Source organism: Anabaena sp. WFMT, assembly GCF_051781005.1.
GTDB lineage: Bacteria > Cyanobacteriota > Cyanobacteriia > Cyanobacteriales > Nostocaceae > Anabaena.
Genome location: NZ_JBPWOA010000017.1, coordinates 248662 through 266577 on the forward strand (window position 1 = coordinate 248662; position 17916 = coordinate 266577).

16 protein-coding genes are annotated in these 17916 nt (G+C 39.5%); 8 read left to right on the plus strand and 8 right to left on the minus strand.

The genetic code is table 11. From position 1 onward, the window contains the following. Positions 1 to 5 precede the first annotated feature (5 nt). From ACSQ6I_RS09910 to ACSQ6I_RS09930, 5 genes are all read left to right on the plus strand, one after another. The gene (locus ACSQ6I_RS09910) at positions 6 to 1637 is read left to right on the plus strand and encodes a DUF6930 domain-containing protein (RefSeq protein WP_438890173.1); all 1632 of its coding nucleotides are present in this window, start codon (positions 6 to 8) and stop codon (positions 1635 to 1637) included. Between the two features lie 289 nt (positions 1638 to 1926). Then, positions 1927 to 2100, plus strand: a complete 174-nt coding sequence (locus ACSQ6I_RS09915; protein WP_323311774.1) for a ribbon-helix-helix protein, CopG family — start codon at positions 1927 to 1929, stop codon at positions 2098 to 2100. A 209-nt stretch (positions 2101 to 2309) separates the two neighbouring features. Continuing rightward, a complete protein-coding gene (gene zds / locus ACSQ6I_RS09920) occupies positions 2310 to 3749 on the plus strand; it encodes a 9,9'-di-cis-zeta-carotene desaturase (protein WP_438890174.1) in 1440 nt (479 codons plus the stop codon). 182 nt (positions 3750 to 3931) lie between these two features. Further along, positions 3932 to 4369: an SRPBCC family protein gene (locus tag ACSQ6I_RS09925; protein WP_438890175.1), complete on the plus strand. Its 438-nt coding sequence runs from the start codon at positions 3932 to 3934 to the stop codon at positions 4367 to 4369. A 289-nt stretch (positions 4370 to 4658) separates the two neighbouring features. Continuing rightward, positions 4659 to 6767, plus strand: a complete 2109-nt coding sequence (locus ACSQ6I_RS09930) for a lipoxygenase family protein (RefSeq protein WP_438890176.1) — start codon at positions 4659 to 4661, stop codon at positions 6765 to 6767. Between the two features lie 287 nt (positions 6768 to 7054). On the opposite strand, the gene ACSQ6I_RS09935 is transcribed toward ACSQ6I_RS09930, so the two are convergent. The 3 genes from ACSQ6I_RS09935 to ACSQ6I_RS09945 form a co-directional block, all read right to left on the minus strand. Next, complete coding sequence (locus ACSQ6I_RS09935; protein WP_438890177.1) at positions 7055 to 7294, minus strand: 2Fe-2S iron-sulfur cluster-binding protein; 240 nt, start codon at positions 7292 to 7294, stop codon at positions 7055 to 7057. A gap of 15 nt (positions 7295 to 7309) precedes the next feature. Next, the gene (gene cobQ / locus ACSQ6I_RS09940) at positions 7310 to 8788 is read right to left on the minus strand and encodes a cobyric acid synthase CobQ (protein ID WP_438890178.1); all 1479 of its coding nucleotides are present in this window, start codon (positions 8786 to 8788) and stop codon (positions 7310 to 7312) included. A gap of 245 nt (positions 8789 to 9033) precedes the next feature. Continuing rightward, positions 9034 to 9438, minus strand: a complete 405-nt coding sequence (locus ACSQ6I_RS09945; RefSeq protein WP_438890179.1) for an Npun_F0494 family protein — start codon at positions 9436 to 9438, stop codon at positions 9034 to 9036. Positions 9439 to 9556: 118 nt separating this feature from the next. Here ACSQ6I_RS09945 and ACSQ6I_RS09950 point away from each other — a divergent pair, with 118 nt between their 5' ends. Beyond that, positions 9557 to 9994, plus strand: a complete 438-nt coding sequence (locus tag ACSQ6I_RS09950) for a peroxiredoxin (protein ID WP_438890180.1) — start codon at positions 9557 to 9559, stop codon at positions 9992 to 9994. 127 nt (positions 9995 to 10121) lie between these two features. Here ACSQ6I_RS09950 and ACSQ6I_RS09955 read toward each other — a convergent pair whose 3' ends face one another. Next, positions 10122 to 10499 carry a hypothetical protein gene (locus ACSQ6I_RS09955; protein ID WP_438890181.1) on the minus strand — a complete coding sequence of 126 codons (378 nt, stop codon included), beginning with the start codon at positions 10497 to 10499 and terminating at the stop codon, positions 10122 to 10124. A 43-nt stretch (positions 10500 to 10542) separates the two neighbouring features. Further along, entirely contained in the window at positions 10543 to 11418 is an 876-nt protein-coding gene (locus tag ACSQ6I_RS09960) for an ABC transporter permease (protein ID WP_438890182.1), read from the minus strand. A gap of 221 nt (positions 11419 to 11639) precedes the next feature. Between ACSQ6I_RS09960 and ACSQ6I_RS09965 the strand changes: the two genes are divergently transcribed. Further along, positions 11640 to 12551 (plus strand): hypothetical protein, encoded by a 912-nt coding sequence (locus ACSQ6I_RS09965; RefSeq protein WP_438890183.1) that lies wholly within the window; start codon positions 11640 to 11642, stop codon positions 12549 to 12551. A gap of 80 nt (positions 12552 to 12631) precedes the next feature. On the opposite strand, the gene ACSQ6I_RS09970 is transcribed toward ACSQ6I_RS09965, so the two are convergent. After that, the gene (locus ACSQ6I_RS09970) at positions 12632 to 13651 is read right to left on the minus strand and encodes an ATP-binding cassette domain-containing protein (RefSeq protein ID WP_438890184.1); all 1020 of its coding nucleotides are present in this window, start codon (positions 13649 to 13651) and stop codon (positions 12632 to 12634) included. A 766-nt stretch (positions 13652 to 14417) separates the two neighbouring features. Between ACSQ6I_RS09970 and ACSQ6I_RS09975 the strand changes: the two genes are divergently transcribed. After that, entirely contained in the window at positions 14418 to 16301 is a 1884-nt protein-coding gene (locus ACSQ6I_RS09975; protein ID WP_438890185.1) for an alpha-amylase family glycosyl hydrolase, read from the plus strand. Positions 16302 to 16329: 28 nt separating this feature from the next. Here ACSQ6I_RS09975 and ACSQ6I_RS09980 read toward each other — a convergent pair whose 3' ends face one another. Further along, entirely contained in the window at positions 16330 to 17139 is an 810-nt protein-coding gene (locus tag ACSQ6I_RS09980; RefSeq protein ID WP_438890186.1) for a pentapeptide repeat-containing protein, read from the minus strand. A 10-nt stretch (positions 17140 to 17149) separates the two neighbouring features. Continuing rightward, positions 17150 to 17788 carry a hypothetical protein gene (locus ACSQ6I_RS09985; protein ID WP_438890187.1) on the minus strand — a complete coding sequence of 213 codons (639 nt, stop codon included), beginning with the start codon at positions 17786 to 17788 and terminating at the stop codon, positions 17150 to 17152. Positions 17789 to 17916: the final 128 nt, after the last annotated feature.

The following is a 17916-nucleotide window of genomic DNA, read 5'->3' on the forward strand; positions in this document are numbered from 1 at the left end:
ACTCTATGACAAGTTTTAATCGCTCTACCAGTCGTCGGTTGAAGAAATTAACCCAAATTCCTTCTATATGGGAGGGCGATCGCCGTCCGTTATCGTCATCACAAACCCAACCCAGTGAATCAGATGAATCCAAGGGAGAATGCATTCTCTGGGTAGATGGCTCTCAAGGTATTGTTAGAGGCATGGATGTGGTATCTCCAGAACTAGGCCCAGAAGCTATAGTTCGTACCTTAATGCGAGCCATGGAACATCCACACAGTCCAGCTAAACCCGCTAGACCGCAAAGAATTGTGGTGAAAGATCGGGAAATTCAATTTTATCTGCGTGGGGTGCTGCAAGATTTGGATATTGCCATTGACTACACACCAGAATTACCTTTAATTGATGAACTGTTTCGCTCCTTTGCGGATATTCTCGATAGCCAAATCCCCGATTTACCTCCCCAGTATGCACAAATATTGAGAGAGAAGGCTTTTGCAACTTGGGAAGCAGCACCTTGGGAATTTTTAGAAGAACAGCAAATCTTATCCATAGAGATTAATAAATGGGATGTAGGGACAATTTATGCTTCAGTGATGGGAATGCTGGGGATGGAATATGGAATTTTGTTTTATCGCTCAGAAGATTCTCTCAAACGGTTTCGTGCAGATGTTTTAAGAGATGAAGAATCTGGCCAAGGTTTAGAAGAAGCTTTTCTGAAGCAAGATTGTTTGTTTCTCACCTTTGAGCAAATCGACGAAGATGAAGATGAGGATGAAGATTTAGCAGAATTACCACTATCGGAAATTGAACCCACCTTTGGTAACATTCACCCTTTAGAAGGATTGCGGTCTGTTTTGTACGACGAGGAAGCACTTGTAGTTTTTGTGGCTCTAGAAAGCTTACTCCGCTTTGTTCGTGATTACCGTCACCAGTTATATGAAGATGACTTCCCTGCCATTAATCGACGTTATCGCATTTCCTTGCCCCATCCAGATGAAGATACTAAATCAGTTTCTGTAACTGTCTCTACTATGCCAGAGTTGGCAGCAGAGTTAGAGGAAATGGCAGGTTTTGATATCTCAGATGAAGATGATATTGACTCCACAGCTTTCCATTCCTTGCGAGATGACTTGATTCCAGAAGACTCTTTCCTCAGTTTGGGTGTGATTTCTTGGGAGATGTTAGAATCCTTGCGTCAGGAAGTGCATTATCATCCAGCAGATGTGATCAATCAAGTTGGCGATGGATTACCCGTGATTTTAATTCAAACTTCTCGTCCTAAGGCAAAAACCGTCATTGAAAAGATTGAGACGGCTGAGGGACTGAAAGCGATTTGCTTTAATCCAGGTACTGATCCCTTTGATGGCGATCGCTATGACTTGGGTTTGTTACAAACTAATAATCAAGAATTATTTCTGTTTGGAGAATTCCTAGATAACGACCCCATTCATGTCGAAGCCAGGAAAAAATGGAATCAACGCTGTAAAAATACTCAAGGCTATTGCGGCTTGATTATTTCTAAAGGACTGACGGGTGCTTCCCGTGGTAATCCCCAGTTAAAAGATATGATGGCTCTGTTTGAAGCGCGATCGCTCCGTCCCGAAGATTTAGGTATCGGTACTCTCCAACTTATGCCTGAAATGGAATTTGAATAATACTTGATTCAGTTACCACAGGTAAATACCTCATTAGCACTGAGTTCTATACTCCAGGTTTAATCTGTGGTTTTCTCCAATTACCTGAGATGCTTGTTGCTGCATAATTAATGGAGAGTTGCAAATAATTATTAACACATTATCTATGTCTTGAAAAGTGTAAATTCTTTATCAAAAATTTTTAATGATATTAATAACTTTGCAATTTCCTGGAAGCAAAGTCTGATACTATCATTTTTTACTTTTGCAGTGGAATTCTTTATCAATCCATTAATAAACAGCAAATTGCATGATAATGACAAATAAAAAATGGGCCGTCAAACGTATAACTGTGAATCTAGCAACACAAGAAGCAGAAAAGCTAGAAAAATATTGTCAACAAACAGGTAGACCAGCTACTGATATTATTCGGGAACTGATTAGAAGTTTACCTCTTTCTGAAGAATCTAAGGAGAAAAGCTGAGGAATAAATGGGGCAGCAGGAGCAAAGGGAGCAAGGAGAGATGAGGCAGATGAGGGGTAATATCTATCTTTTGCACCCTATACCCTAAACCCCACACCCTCTTCCTGCTTGCTGTATCCAGTTAAGTAGCAAATTCCGACACCAACGCAGTTACAATTTGTAAAGAAACTGATAGCGCTGCGTGGCGTAAGCCATAAAGGAACGAGGGAATGCGTGTTGCAATTGTAGGTGCGGGACTGGCTGGACTAGCAACTGCTGTAGATTTAGCTGATGCGGGTTGTGAGGTGCAAATTTTTGAATCTCGCCCGTTTGTAGGCGGAAAAGTCGGCAGTTGGGTAGATGGTGATGGCAACCATATTGAAATGGGGTTGCACGTATTTTTTGGCTGCTACTACAATCTATTTAAGTTGATGGAGAAGGTGGGGGCTGGGGACAATTTACGCCTTAAAGAACATAGTCATACTTTTATTAACAAAGGTGGATGCACTGGGGCTTTAGATTTTCGTTTTATCACGGGTGCGCCTTTTAATGGGTTAAAGGCATTTTTCACAACTTCCCAACTTTCACTCCAGGATAAATTCCAAAATGCGATCGCTCTCGGAACTAGCCCCATAGTCCAAGGTTTAGTAGACTTTGATGGGGCAATGAAAACCATCCGCAAATTAGATAAAATCAGCTTTTCCGACTGGTTTTATAGTCACGGGGGCAGTAAAGGTAGCATTAAACGCCTATGGAATCCCATCGCTTACGCTTTGGGATTTATAGATTGTGATCATATTTCTGCCCGTTGTATGTTGACCATTTTCCAGTTGTTTGCAGTCAGAACTGAAGCTTCAATTCTACGAATGCTGGAAGGTTCACCTCACGAATATTTACACAAACCAATTGTTGAATACTTAGAAGCAAGAGGCACTAAAATATATACCCGTCGCCAAGTGCGGGAAATTCAGTTTGCTGAGTCCGGGGAAGAAACTCGCGTTACAGGTATATTAGTTGCCCAAGGTGAGACAGAAGAAGTTATCACCGCTGATGCTTATCTTTGTGCTTGTGATGTACCGGGAATTCAGCGTGTTTTACCCCAAGCATGGCGCAAATGGCCAGAATTTGATAATATTTATAAACTTGATGCTGTCCCAGTCGCTACAGTACAGCTACGCTTTGATGGTTGGGTGACGGAACTGGAAGATGACCAAAAGCGGAAACAATTAAATCATGCAGTGGGAATAGATAATTTGTTATATACCGCAGATGCTGATTTTTCCTGTTTTGCTGATTTGGCTTTGACTAGCCCCGCAGATTATTATCGTCCTGGGGAAGGCTCGTTGTTGCAACTGGTATTGACACCAGGAGATCCTTTTATTAAACAAAGTAATGAAGCGATCGCTCAACACGTCCTTAAACAAGTCCATGAACTATTCCCTTCCTCCAGAGATTTAAACATGACTTGGTACAGTGTGGTAAAACTTGCTCAGTCTCTCTACCGGGAAGCACCGGGAATGGACGCTTATCGTCCTGACCAAAAAACACCTATACCTAATTTCTTTCTAGCAGGTAGTTATACTCAGCAAGATTATATTGACAGTATGGAAGGTGCAACTATTTCTGGACTACGTGCGGCTAAGGTGATTCTGGAAAATGTGAAAAAATAGGTGACAGGCTTCCGCCGTGAGCGTCAGCGGCTCGAGTGAGCCTTCGCCGAACTCCGAACGGTGACAGGTGACAGGTGACAGTTAAGAGGGAATAGGAAATAGGAAACTAGAAAATAATGATTTAATCACCAATCACCAATCACCAATCAATCTAAAATCTAAAATCTAAAATCTAAAATCTAATGGCTGAATGGTTAGAGCATAGTGTGCAGGTGGAAGTTGAGGTTCCTATAGAATTAGCATGGAGCCTCTGGTCTGATTTAGAGCAAATGCCTCGTTGGATGAAGTGGATTGATTCGGTGAAAATTTTACCAGATGATCCAGAGATATCCCTGTGGAAATTGAGTACTGGTGGCTGGGATTTTACTTGGAAATCTCGCATTCTCAAAATTATTCCTAATCAAATTATCCAATGGGAATCAGTTGATGGTTTACCAAATCAGGGTGCAATTCGCTTTTATGATCGCCATACTAGCACCGTTGTCAAAATGACCGTTTCCTACGCTATTCCTGGCTTGCTTGGTAAACTCATGGATAATTTGTTTTTGGGAAAAGTGGTGGAGTCCACTATTCAAGCAGATTTGGAGCGTTTTAAAGAATACGCTTTGAATAAAGTCTGAGACAAATATATTTTCTCCAGGACTTACCCAAAAAGGTAGTGTAAATCATGATTTACCGTAGGGGTAATTTATGAATTACCCCTAAATTTCGTAATTTATGCGTAAGTCCTATTTCTTATACAAAAAGTAATGTAATTATTAAAACATCATAAACAAAATGGTAATTAAAATTAAATATGCTAAATATACTGACAGTTAATCTAGTCTTATTTACAAAAAATAAGAAACTCTTGACAAATTAGACAGTTGTCTAGAAATTAATTCTTGTCACTTGAAGAAAGGAGAAAATATGTTTACTTTTAAGAATACACTTGTATTTCTCTATAAAATATTAAATCGTTTTATCCCTACACAATGTAACAGATATGAATATAACTATAGTTATCTAGAGCCTTTGGCTATGACAGATATTCCTGAATTACCAATAATCAATTTTCCTTTATTACCTAAAGATGAACTTCCCAGCGCTCAATGGCTGGGTTTATTATTAACTGTCATCACTATTCTTAATCTCAACAATACCTCTAAATCTACTCATAGCAACGCAAAAAATACTCCTAATAGTAACAACCAAACTGATCAATCATTTTTAGATGGCAAGCTTAGTTCTTTAAAAAACATCAACAACAACATCAGTACGATTAGAAATCAAGAAGATTCAGATGATTATTTAAACAGTTATATTTCAGATTTATTATTAACATTAAAACAAATTGATGATAATTTAAACCTTGATGAGCAAATTCATCCCTATCTCCAGCAAAGACTTTTTGAACAAGCCAATAAAGATATAAAAGTAGTAAAAGTAGAAAAACAGTTTACAGATTTATTAAATAAAAATCCTCAGCCAGTAGTAGCTAAATCGAATAAAGAATCTACCAAAGCATTTTTTAAAGAAATTATCAAATACAATGCTAAATTATTAGAGTTAGCTGAACATCAAACTCCAATTGCAGAAACTTCTGTAGAAACATCTAAAACTTCTGAAAATGGTCTTGAGGATTTCAACAAACAATTTAGAGTTATATCTAAACCAGAAATTGCTAATAAATTTCAAGAAGATTTAGTTTTTGCTTATATGCAGGTAGCTGGACCTAACCCAGTCATGCTCAAGCAAATCAAACAATTAGATCCACGCTTACCAATTACTGGTGAAAAATACCAAGAAATTGTCACCGAAATCGCAGGGGTTGCCGATTCTCTAGAAGCAGCAATACAAGAAGGTCGGCTTTATTTATCAGACTATAATTTATTAAATAACTTAGTAGATGGTAGTTTTCCTCAAGCACAAAAATATGTTGCTGCTCCCATTGCGCTATTTGCTGTACCTCCGGTGAGTAGTTCATCTCGTTATCTACTACCAATAGCAATTAGTTGTCAGCAGTCTATATTTACACCTCTGGAAACAGGAACTTGGATGACTGCTAAGAACATTGTGCAGATGGCCGATAGCAACTATCACGAGTTAGTGAGTCATCTAGGCCAGACACATTTAGTTATTGAGCCTTTTGTTGTTGCAACTAATCATTTACCCAATAATCACTTAATCAAACAACTCCTGAAACCTCATCTTCAGGGTACTGTCCTCATAAATTATGGCGCTCATAAATCTTTAATAGCACCAAAAGGTATTATAGACTCACTGTTAGTTGGTACTATTGAATCTGAACAAAAATTAGCAATTAAAGCAGCACAAAGTTATTTGTTTAATTTTCATGAGGTAGCATTTCCTGATACTTTAAATAGTCGGGGTGTTAATAATGCTAACCAGCTACCAATTTATCCTTACCGAGATGACGGTACACTGATTTGGAATGCTATTTATAAATGGGTTTATGCTTATTTAAGTTATTTTTACACGAATGATGGGTTAATTTTAGCTGATAAAAATTTACAGCGTTGGTCTGGTAAATTAGCTAGTCCCAAAGGGGGACGGTTGCAGAATTTTGGTGAGGATGCGGAAGGAAAAATTAAGACGCTAGATTATTTAGTTAAAACAATCTCGACGATTATTTTTACAGCCAGCGCTCAACACGCTGCTGTGAATTTTCCGCAACGTGGAATGATGATATATACGCCAGCATTTCCTTTCGCTCGTTATACTCCAACACCAACAAATTCCCAAGAGTCGGAAGATTTTATCAATGGTCTACCATCGCTAGAAAAAGCGCAAGAACAGATAAATATCCTCTATTTGCTCGGCTCGTTATACTACACTAAGTTGGGTGAGTATCCCACATCAATTTCTCAAGGCAACCAAAAATTGAAAGTTGCTTTGCAGGATTTTCATCAAGATTTACAAGAAATTGAGCAGCGAATTAATCAGCTAAATAGTGAAAGGATGATAGCTTACAAGTATTTATTGCCTTCCAGAATTCCACAAAGTATCAATATTTAGGGCTAGGAGTCAGGAGTCAAATAGGACTTACGCAAAAAACCGTTCGGAGTTCGGCGTTCGCGAAGCGTCCCGCAGGGAAGGCTCACTCGAGCCGCTGACGCTCACGGCGAAGCCTCTCAAACTCTTATTTCTCTGCGTCCTCTGCGTCCTCTGCGGTATGTCTTCGACACGCTTCGCGAACGATTTTCCGTGACTGGTGCGTAAGTCCTATCAAAAATAATATGGAGTAAGCTTTTTAGCGATTGCGAATGGTTGGTTTATTTACGCTGTGCTGTACTAGCCATTAATTACCAAGTTGGATCACTATACAAATTAATGGTCAATTCCTTTTTTCCTGGTGGAACTGGAGTAATACAAGCACGGATGACTTCCCCATCATCTAGTTCGACGGTGCAAGCATGACAGGTCCCCATTAGACAACCAGTGGGAATGGAGACCCCTGCCCGATCTGCTACATCTAACATGGATTCTCCTACTTCAGCATTAACGGTGACATCATCTGGTAAGAAGTGGATGCTAATATTCATGAGATAAGTGTTTATCTAAGACAAAAACGGAGTTAAGTTTAAATGGCTTTCAATTTGAGTGGCTAAAGAGTCCAAAATTTGCTCTCGCTGTTCTCGGTAATTAGCAACACCTGTGGGTAAAGATTTCAAGCCACGCTGTTGACGGAGACGGTTAAGCCAAGCACGTCGCCAAGGGCCATTATCAAACAAACCGTGTAAATAACTGCCCCAAACAGATTGACAACTATCCACTAGTCCTAAATTAATGTCATCAAATAGGGGTTGGTAGGCTTTAGAATCTATTTCTGGCTGTTCTATGCGCGATCGCCCTTGATGAATTTCAAATCCATTTACAGGTAAGCCCATTTGCGGATAATTGGAAGTAACTTGACGCTGACGAGCAATTTTTTGTCCTGTCATTACTGTTTTGATGGGTAATAAATTTAACCCTTGAAATCTACCAGCTTGTCCCTCTACTCCTTCTGGATCTGCTATCATCTGACCTAGCATTTGGTAGCCGCCACAAATCCCTAAAACTGTTCCCCCAGAAGCAGCATAATGTTGAATTGCTTCCGCCATGCCGCTTTTTTGCAACACTATCAAGTCGGCAATTGTGGTCTTTGTTCCTGGAATAATTACTGCATCAGGGTGTCCTAAATCTTGCTTGGGACTCAAATATTTTACTGAGACTGAAGATTCTGATTCCAGTGGATCAAAGTCGGTAAAGTTGGCTATTCTCGGTAAGCGGATAACGGCTATATTCAGTTCAGCTTGGGCTTTATAAGGTTTGCGTTCCAGTAAGTCTAGGGAGTCTTCGGCGGGAAAAACTTCTTCTAAGTAGGGGATAACGCCAACTACGGGAATACCAGTGCGTTCTTCTAACCATTTGATTCCCGGTTCGAGAATTGAACGTTGTCCCCGAAATTTGTTAATAACTACGCCTTTAATTAAAGCGCGTTCGTCGGGGTCAAGTAATTCTAGGGTTCCGACTACATGAGCGAAAGCACCTCCCCGGTCAATATCAACTACTAAAAGAGTGGGTGCATTTAAATGTTTTGCTACCCTCATGTTAGTTAAGTCACGGTGCTTAAGGTTAATTTCGGCTGGACTACCCGCACCTTCACAGACTAACATATCAAATTCTGTGCCTAGATGTTGTAGACATTCTTCAATTGTTCGCCAACCCAGGTCAAAATATTGCTCATAATAATCTGTAGCACTAACTTTACCTATAGGTCTGCCTTTGAGGATGACTTGAGAGGTCATATCCCCTTGAGGTTTAAGTAAAATTGGGTTCATTTCTACTAAAGGAACGACTCCCGCAGCCCAAGCTTGCACCGCTTGAGCGTAGCCTATTTCTCCTCCTGTGGGGGTAACATAAGCATTTAAAGCCATATTTTGACCTTTAAAGGGAGCCACTCGCCAGCCACGACGCGCCAGAATGCGGCAAATAGCTGTAGTTATCAGTGATTTCCCTGCGTGGGATGTTGTTCCCACTACCATAATTGCTTTCATAATTTGACTATTAGTATTTTTTCGGTGGTGCTGTAATTGGAGGATTGAACCCTGTTAGAGAAATCTGGTGATCAAACTTTAAAAAGAGAAGCTCAATAAATAGGGTCAAGTTTGCTACTTCTCTACCCTAGTTTTTACTTTGCCTTGCTTATCTTAACTTGTCAATTTTTAATCTAAAAGGGTAGTCGAAACCAACGTTGAATTTGAGTAAGAAATTTCCAATCAGCCCCACGTCAATTTTTAATCTAAAAGGGTAGTCGAAACCAACGAGTGATGGCATTATTTAAGCGATCGCTCCATGAGGGTGTACGCCAATTATTTTCGGTAATTTTTTCTAGCACCTGATGACCAAGGGGAGTGAGGCGAAAACCGTCTGTAATGCCCTGTCCATCGACTTCTCGCCGTAGTACTCCCACTTCGATCAGCCAGTCAAAAGCGTTATCACAGTTCAATTCTGATAAAGGGCGTTTGGTGTAACCTTGTTTAACACCTTTTTCCATAGCGATCGCACTCACGGAAACACTCTGAGTCCGCATGGCTGTAAATAAACTGAGATCAAAGGGTGAACAAATGAGCGATCGCTCGGCTCTTAAGAGTGTTTTTGGGGTATAAACAAAGGGTTTAGGGTTGGAAAAATCAATAGTAGTCATGATTTTAGACATTCAGCAGCTAGAAGGTTAATATTTTGTTTCTAACAATTTCTATAAATATTGTAAATTACTGTAAAATTTCAAGTGCATCAACAATCTGAAACAGGAAAGGTTAATTATGCCACTAGCAGTTGGTACAGATGCGCCTGCATTTACCGCTAAAGATACAAACGGCAACACAGTTTCATTATCTGATTTTGCTGGTAAGACGGTAGTTGTGTATTTCTACCCCAAAGATGACACGCCAGGCTGCACCAAACAAGCCTGTAGTTTCCGGGATGCCCAATCTGAATATCAAGGTAAAAATGTTGTAGTGTTGGGAGTAAGTGCTGATGATCAATCTGCCCATCAAGCATTCACCGCTAAATATAACCTGAATTTTCCCCTACTAGTTGACACCGACAAAGCCCTCATCAATGCTTTTGATGTTGATGGTGGTGGTTATGCCAAGCGCGTCACTTTCGTAATTGACCCCAACGGTAAAATCATTCATGTTGACAGTGCTGTGAACACTACTACCCACGCTAGTGATGTTTTATCAGTACTTGGGTTGTAATTTGTCACAATAGCAATTAGCTAACTGACCGAAATTTTAGATTTTCAATTTTAACAAATCCAAAATCCAAAATTATTTAACCTCAACTCCCACCTAAATCAAGGTTAGGGGTTGAGGTTTTTAATTTTCATTTATCTGACGGTAATAATAGCTGCGATGGTGTATTTTCTCCAGATGTAGTCAAAGTTGAAGATGGATTTTGCTTTTGCTGACCTTGAATTAGTTTTTCTTGTCTGGCTTTAAATGCTGCTGCTGCGTCATCCAACTTTTGATTCTGTTGATCAGGATTCCAGTTGAGAGTCCCAAAATTGGCCTGATGAATCAGGTTAAACATATTGAAATCTGAGCCATTACCGGAGAAATTGGTATTGCGTTCGCTCTCCAAACCACCAAGGGGTTGATTAAGATCAGCTAAACTAGGTTGTGCTACTAGCAGGGAAGCAAAGCTAATTCCTGCAAAAGTCGCAACTAAGATTTTGTGAACTGGTAAAAATGGTCTTTTCATGAAATTTCCCCTCACATGTGACTGAGTTAATGATGCTTCTATCTTAAGCAAGAGTTTTGCGTAATTGGGGTTGAATGCTGAGTAAAGCCACCAATGCAAAACCTACCAGGACTAACAATGCTCCTCCAAAGGTAACATCACCCCAAAAAGCGTGCATGACGATATCATTTAATCCCCAGGTGCTATGAAGATACAAATAGCGAATTGGTTCAATTGCATAGCTGAGAGGATTGAGGGTAGCGATAACCTGCAACCAACCGGGCATAAAGGATAAAGGTGCTAAAGCTGTGCTGGCGAAGAGTAAAGGCAGGTTAGTGACAAAAATTACTGCGATCAGTTCAATGTGACCGGGTAAAGCAAAAGCCAAACCGAGAGAGATAGCGGTGACACCCAAAGCTAGAAGTAAGACAATGAGAGCGATCGCACTTAACCCAGCCGCATCCGGTAAACCAGCCCCTAAAAACGCTGCTGCTGCCACAATTACAGCCGCTTGCAGTAAACTTTGGCTGATAATAAAGATAGCAGAAGCAAAGACAATCGAGAACCGAGAAGCTAAAGGTGCAACCAGCAACCGATTTAAAAAACCAAATTCCCTATCAAACATCACAGGTAATCCGGCATTCAAAGCCCCAGCAAAAGCCGTAAAAACAATTACGCCCGCTGCCAGGAATTGTCCGTAATTTGTCGTACTTCCAAATAAACCTTTAGGGGCATTTTGGAATAATGCACCAAACAACACCAACCACATCACCGGTTGAATAATTCCTGCTACCAGACTAGAAGGACGGCGTTGTAATTGGATAAATAGACGACGAGTTAAAGCTAGTGTTTCTTGGACTAATTCACCAAAAAAACTGGGAGTAGTCTCTGTAACTACCGTAGGTGCAGCTAATTGCTGCCAATTCATATCAGTCTTCATAGCAATTTTGTCCAAAGTGCAAATACACAGTGATAAAATTAATCAGTAAAAATTATAAATATTTTTGCAATTTTTAATAAGCAAAGAATATTTATAATTCTTAACACCTTATTATAACAAAAAATCATTGATAGACTGTTCACAAATCCATCACCTAGATCAATTATTGTTTTTTGTGTTTCTATAAACTCTCTGATAGAGTAATCAACAGTTAAAGTTTTATGACTCGACAGCCACATGATCAATTTGCCAAAGAATATTTACAGGAGTTATTAACTTCTTTAGGTAATGTAGAAACCAGCAAAGATGTTAAAAGCGAAGTTCGGGAAATAGATGTTTGGTTTGTTCCCAATAATTCAAATCCGTCTGATGAGTTAGAATTAGGATTATTAGCAAAAATGGCAGTCACAAGCTGTCTATTTGAACCGTTTCGTAATGCTCCAAGTGAAATAGAGATTAGGAGTTGTTTGCTAAAATTATATACCGTTCATAGCGATTTATTGCGACAAGCTAAACGGGAAAAACGGTCTATAGCTGAAGGACAATTACCATATTTATGGATTTTAACCCCTTCATGTTCTGTAAGAATGCTGAATGGATTTAGCGCACAACTGCAACAGTCACTTAATTGGTGTGAAGGTGTTTATTTTCTGCCAGAATTCTTAAAAACAGCTATTGTCGCTATCAATCAGTTACCGATTAGTCAAGATACTCTATGGTTAAGAGTGTTGGGAAAAGGAAAAACCCAAAAGCAAGCTGTAGAAGAATTGGTTAAACTATCAGAAGATACTGAAAAATGGGATCACCTACTAGAGATTTTAGCGTCTTGGCGCAAAAATATAGAGGTGAAAGATAATGTAAATGATGAAGAGAGAGAATTAATTATGAACTTATCACCAGCGTATCTTAAACAACGGGAAGAATGGCGACAAGAAGGTAGACAGGAAGGTAGTTTAGACGGACAGCGTTTAATAGTAGTGGGTTTACTAACAGGTCGTTTTGGCGCTTTAGATGAGGAATTATCTACTATTGTTACTCCAATTATGGAGCTTTCTTTAACAGAAAGAACTGACTTACTGCTTAATTTGTCGAATGTTTCTCGTGAGGAATTATTAGCTAGGTTTGGAAGTTGATTTCACTAAAATGGTGAGGATTTAGGAATTAGGAGAAAAAAATCTTCTTTCCATCTCTCAATTCCTAATTCCCAATAAACCTATCTCATATTTTGCTTTTTCTCCGCTTTAGGATCACGGTTAGCAACAGCAGCTAATTCCGCATCCATCAAAGTTTTGCCAGTTGCAGCCAGGTAAACATCATCTAAACTAGGACGAGATTGAGCAATACCAAAAATCGGTAAACCGACATTATTTAAGGCTTGCTGAATAGTAATTAAAGCATCATTTTGGGGTGTAACTACCAAATTTAAGGAGTTACCTTGGGCGTTATTGATGATGATTTCTTGGACAAAGGGTAAAGCCTCCAGCAGATTTTTAGCTTTGTCTGCTTCTTCGCTGGGTGAAAATTCGCGAATACGGAGAGTAATGCGATCGCCCCCAACTTGGTCTTTTAACTGCGAAGGTGTACCATTAGCAATAACTAGACCGCGATCTATGATTGCTACCCTATCAGCTAAAGCATCAACTTCTTCTAAATAATGGCTGGTAATCACAACCGTTGTCCCCGCAGCGCGTAATTTCCGCAGAAATTCCCATACCACAAAACGACTCTCAATATCAAGCCCAACCGTTGGTTCATCCAACACCAACACATCTGGAGAATGAAGTAGACCAGCAGCCAAATCTAGGCGTTTGCGTAAACCACCAGAATAGGTTCCGGTTTTTTTATCTGCGTATTCTTGTAAACCCAGTAAATCTAATACAGTGTTAATCCGCTGTTTGATAACCGCACGAGGAATGTGATAAAGTGCCGCTTGCAATTGTAGCAACTCCTTACCCGTCAGCATCTTATCTAAAGCTACTTCCTGAGCTACATAACCCAGCTTTTGCCGTACTAATTTGGGGTGTTCTAACGCCGAAATTCCCGAAACCTCGATTTTGCCAGCATCAGGGGTTGTCAGCGTACACAAAGCCCGGAGAGTAGTAGTTTTCCCTGCACCATTAGGGCCAAGTAAACCAAAGATTTCCCCAGGTTGTACCTGAAAAGAGACATCTTTGACAGCCTCAACAGTACCGTAGCGTTTTTGTAGATTTTCAATTAAAACGGCGGGAGCCATGACAGCTATAATCCCTAACTATACAATTCTCAACAATCTATCTTCTATTGTACGAGTTGGGCGTTAGCTGTGATGAGTTCTGTTCTACTATTCTTGAGAAAATTTAGATTTTGCCAATCTCAGGGCTAAAGCCGCTGAATTTTATGCTTACCGAGTAATTTTATCAGAATCAAAGGGGAATATCCCTGTGGGGAAGATGTACTTGTCTATGGAGAGAGGTTTCTAGTATACTTTGCGACTTCTCAGATATTCTCTCATCAGGGCTGGTTAAGGGTATAAATTATTACTGTGATATCATTACTACTCTCCTTAACCTTTTAAGTATCATCTAAACACTCTCTAAAGTAGGATCTCTGTTTTGAGTTTTCTTGTTAACCTGAGACCTAAGTTATTTAATTGAGGTTATAAACAAGACAAATAATAGCCCCTCATCAAGAAAATATATCGGCTTTATACAAGAGCAATCAATAAATCTTCGTATTTATCAACCTATAGCAGTATGCATTTGAATGAAATACACCATAGCCCCCTCATCGCTTGCGGGGGTTGGGAATGGGGTTCCTGTATCTCACTCAACCGAGAACCGCTATATTCATAAACAAATTGTGTTTACTACTACCTCATCAGCGATTCTTCTCCAACGATATCTGCCCAGTCCGCAAAACATAACTATCTTTCCTTATTGGCAATATAATCGTTAATTTTGCCATTTAAGTTTTCCTGTTATTCCAACTCATTAATATTAGTTAACTTGAAGGATTTCACAATGGTTGAGAAGCAATTATCTAAATTGAATCTAGAGACATTTTTTCCTGATTCTGGTTTTTACCCATCTCCGATTGCTTGGGAAGATCAGGTATTCTACTTTATAATGCTAGATCGATTTTCCGATGACAAAGAAATTGGATATAAGGATATTGATGGAAATAGAGTTCCCGCTAATAGCACTCATACAACTCCAATGTTTACAAACCAAGACACAGGAAATGCAATTGCAACTCCTGATAATGCTGAACGTTGGCGTGAAGCTGGGGTCAAATTTGTGGGAGGCAATCTCCGGGGTTTAAAAAGTAAAATAGGTTATTTAAAACGCTTGGGTGTAACAAGCATATGGATTAGCCCAATTTTCAAACAGGTAAACTTTCAAGAAACCTACCATGGCTATGGCATCCAAAATTTTCTTGAGATTGACCCTCATTTCGGAACACGGGAAGATTTGCAAGAGTTAGTTAAAACTGCTCATGCCAATGGGATTTATGTAATTTTAGATATTATCTTAAATCATACTGGTAATATTTTTAGTTATGACCCCAACCGTCAGCCCAACTACAAAGATAAAGATGGTAATTTTGATCCCCGTTGGGATGGAAATCTTTATCCAGTTCAGGGATTTAATGATCAATTTGGTTTTCCTACTATACCTTTTCAAAAAACTGACCCCAACAATCCATCAACTTGGCCAGATAAAAATGCAGCCGTTTGGCCAGTTGAATTACAAGACCCGTCTTTCTATACCCAGAAAGGAAAGATAAATAATTGGGATTACGACCCAGAGTATTTAGAGGGAGATTTTTCTGATTTAAAAGATGTTAATCACGGTCAGGGAAACCTTGATAATTATAGTCCTTCTGCTGCACTTAAATATCTATGTCAAGCCTATAAGTTTTGGATAGCTTATGCAGATATTGATGGATTACGTATTGATACTGTTAAACATATGGAAATAGGTGCTACTCGCTTTTTTACTTCAGTTATCCATGAGTTTACACAAAGTATTGGCAAGGAAAATTTCTTTTTAGTTGGTGAAATTACTGGAGGACGAAAAAGGGCATTTATTACTTTGGAAGAAACTGGTTTAAATGCAGCTTTAGGAATAGATGATATTCCTGATAAGCTGGAATATATGATTAAAGGATATCGCAATCCCAAAGACTATTTTAGTCTATTTCGTAATTCCGAACTTGTTAATAAAGAATCTCATATCTGGTTTAGAGATAAGGTTGTCACGATGTTTGACGACCATGATCAAGTTCGTAAAGGCGAAAATAAAGCCCGATTTTGTGCTGATCTATATAGTGAAAAAGTCTTATTTAATGCTTTAGCACTAAATGCAATGACTTTGGGAATTCCTTGTATTTACTATGGTACTGAACAATGCTTTGATGGCAGTGGCAATAATGACCGTTATTTGCGGGAAGCCATGTTTGGTGGTAAATTTGGAGCGTTTAGAAGTAGAGGAGTACATTTTTTTAATGAGGATAATTGGGTTTATCAGGAGTTAGCAAATATTTTGCAAATTCGCCGTGAGAAAAAAGTTTTACGTCGAGGTCGCCAATACTTACGCCAAATTTCTGGAGATGGACAAAACTTTGGATTACCAGAAATGATTGGAAATCAAATCCGCGCTGTTATCCCCTGGTCTCGTATTCTCAGTGAGAAAGAGATGCTTTTGGCGATTAATACTGACTACACCCAGATGCAAACAGCCTGGGTAACTATTGATAATGATTTGCACAACAAAGGTGATATCCTCAAGTGTATATATTCTACTGATCCAGAACAGTTAGGTGAACACGTACCTGTAGAAACTAAGAATGGTAAGTCTGTTTGGATAGCGGTTCCAGCACATGGATTTGTGATTTATGAGTAAAATAGTTTCATCGTTTTTGTACGGTGTTCTAGCTGTGGTTCCTTGATGAATCAGGCATAATTGTATCTTGTAAATTCGCACCCTTAAGGTTAGCACCCTGGAGATTTGCACCTCTGAGGTTAGCACGCTGAAGATTTGCACCTGCTAAATTTGCATATCTTAAATTAGTCCAACTTAAATCAGCATTCGTCAAATTAGCCTCACTCAAATTAGCTTTGAATAAGTATGAACTCCCCAAATGCACTCTAGTTAAATTAGCTTTAGACAAATTCGCTTTGTAAAGGTAAGCTGTCATTACTTCTGCGTCATACAAATTCGCTTCACTCAGGTCAGCAGCAATTAAATTAGCACCAATTAAGTTAGCAAAACTTAGGTTACTACGGATGAGTTTGGCTGCTGCTAAATCTGCATCATTTAATATAGCGTTGCTAAAATTAGTACCAATCAAATTAGCATCTGTAATCACAGCACCTCTAAGATTGGCATCACTCAAATCAGCACCGATTAAATTTACCTGACTTAAATCGGCCTGTGTGAGGTCTGCACCGCTGAAATTAGCAATACTCAAGTTAGCTTGACTCAAGTTAGCTTCAATTAGCTTGGCTTGAGAAAGGTTAGCACCGGTTAAATTCGCAAACATCAAATTTGTTCGCACTAGTAAAGCGTGACTTAAATCTACTTTGGTTAAATTAACTCCTTGGAGATTTGCACCCCGGAGGTTTTCTCCTTGCAGATTAGCGGTGCTGAGGTCTATTTCAATTTGGGGATTTTGCTTTCTCCATTCTATCCAGGTAATTGCACCTGCTTGAAGTAAGGCTAAATGCTTTTGATTTGCCATTTTTGCTCCTTTATTCCTGACGCTGACTCTGGGGTGTACGACCAGGTACATTTTCGATCGCTGTTAAAGCTCCTGCTGCACCGGCTAAGATATCTCGTTCATGTCCACCTAAATAAAGCCGGCCAAAGCTACCTACGGCTTGTACCTCTAAAATGTTAATTGCTGCTGCTTTCTCTGCTTCATTGGCAGCTAGTGCAGCGTAAGCAGCTGGTTCAACTTCTAAGACATACAGGGTTTGTCCTGCGAGTAGCAGTTGTCCTCTGCGTGTGCGGTTAATCAGTTGGGTTTGGTAAGCATCAATATTGCGAATAATCTGGCTAGAAACTACACGGGGTTTGAGACAGTCTTCTTTTTTGACCCTCAGCATTGCTAAAATAGCTTGGCCTGCGGCTCGTGTTTCCCCTTGAGAACCAGAATGAATTTCTAAGAGTCCATACAATCTCTCTACTACCTGTACTCCTGGACGGACAGAAGCCGATTTAAGGGCAACATCTGTAATTTTATTGATTTCGATACCCGGTGAAATTTCAATCCACAGGGATGTATCCCCTGGTAATGGCAAGAATCCTTGGGCTACTGTTCCCATATATGCGGCGTGTTGAGGTTGCAGATTGTCTAGAAATACAAAACTGCGTAGTTCTATGCCCAAGGTTTCGCTCTCCAGTCATGAGGGTAAATGTTGTCTATATGCAATATATGAGTTTACCATAAGCCACCGAATGCCCCTTCCTCAACGAAGTAGGGAGGGGATGAAAGGTGGAGATTTTAACAATTTCT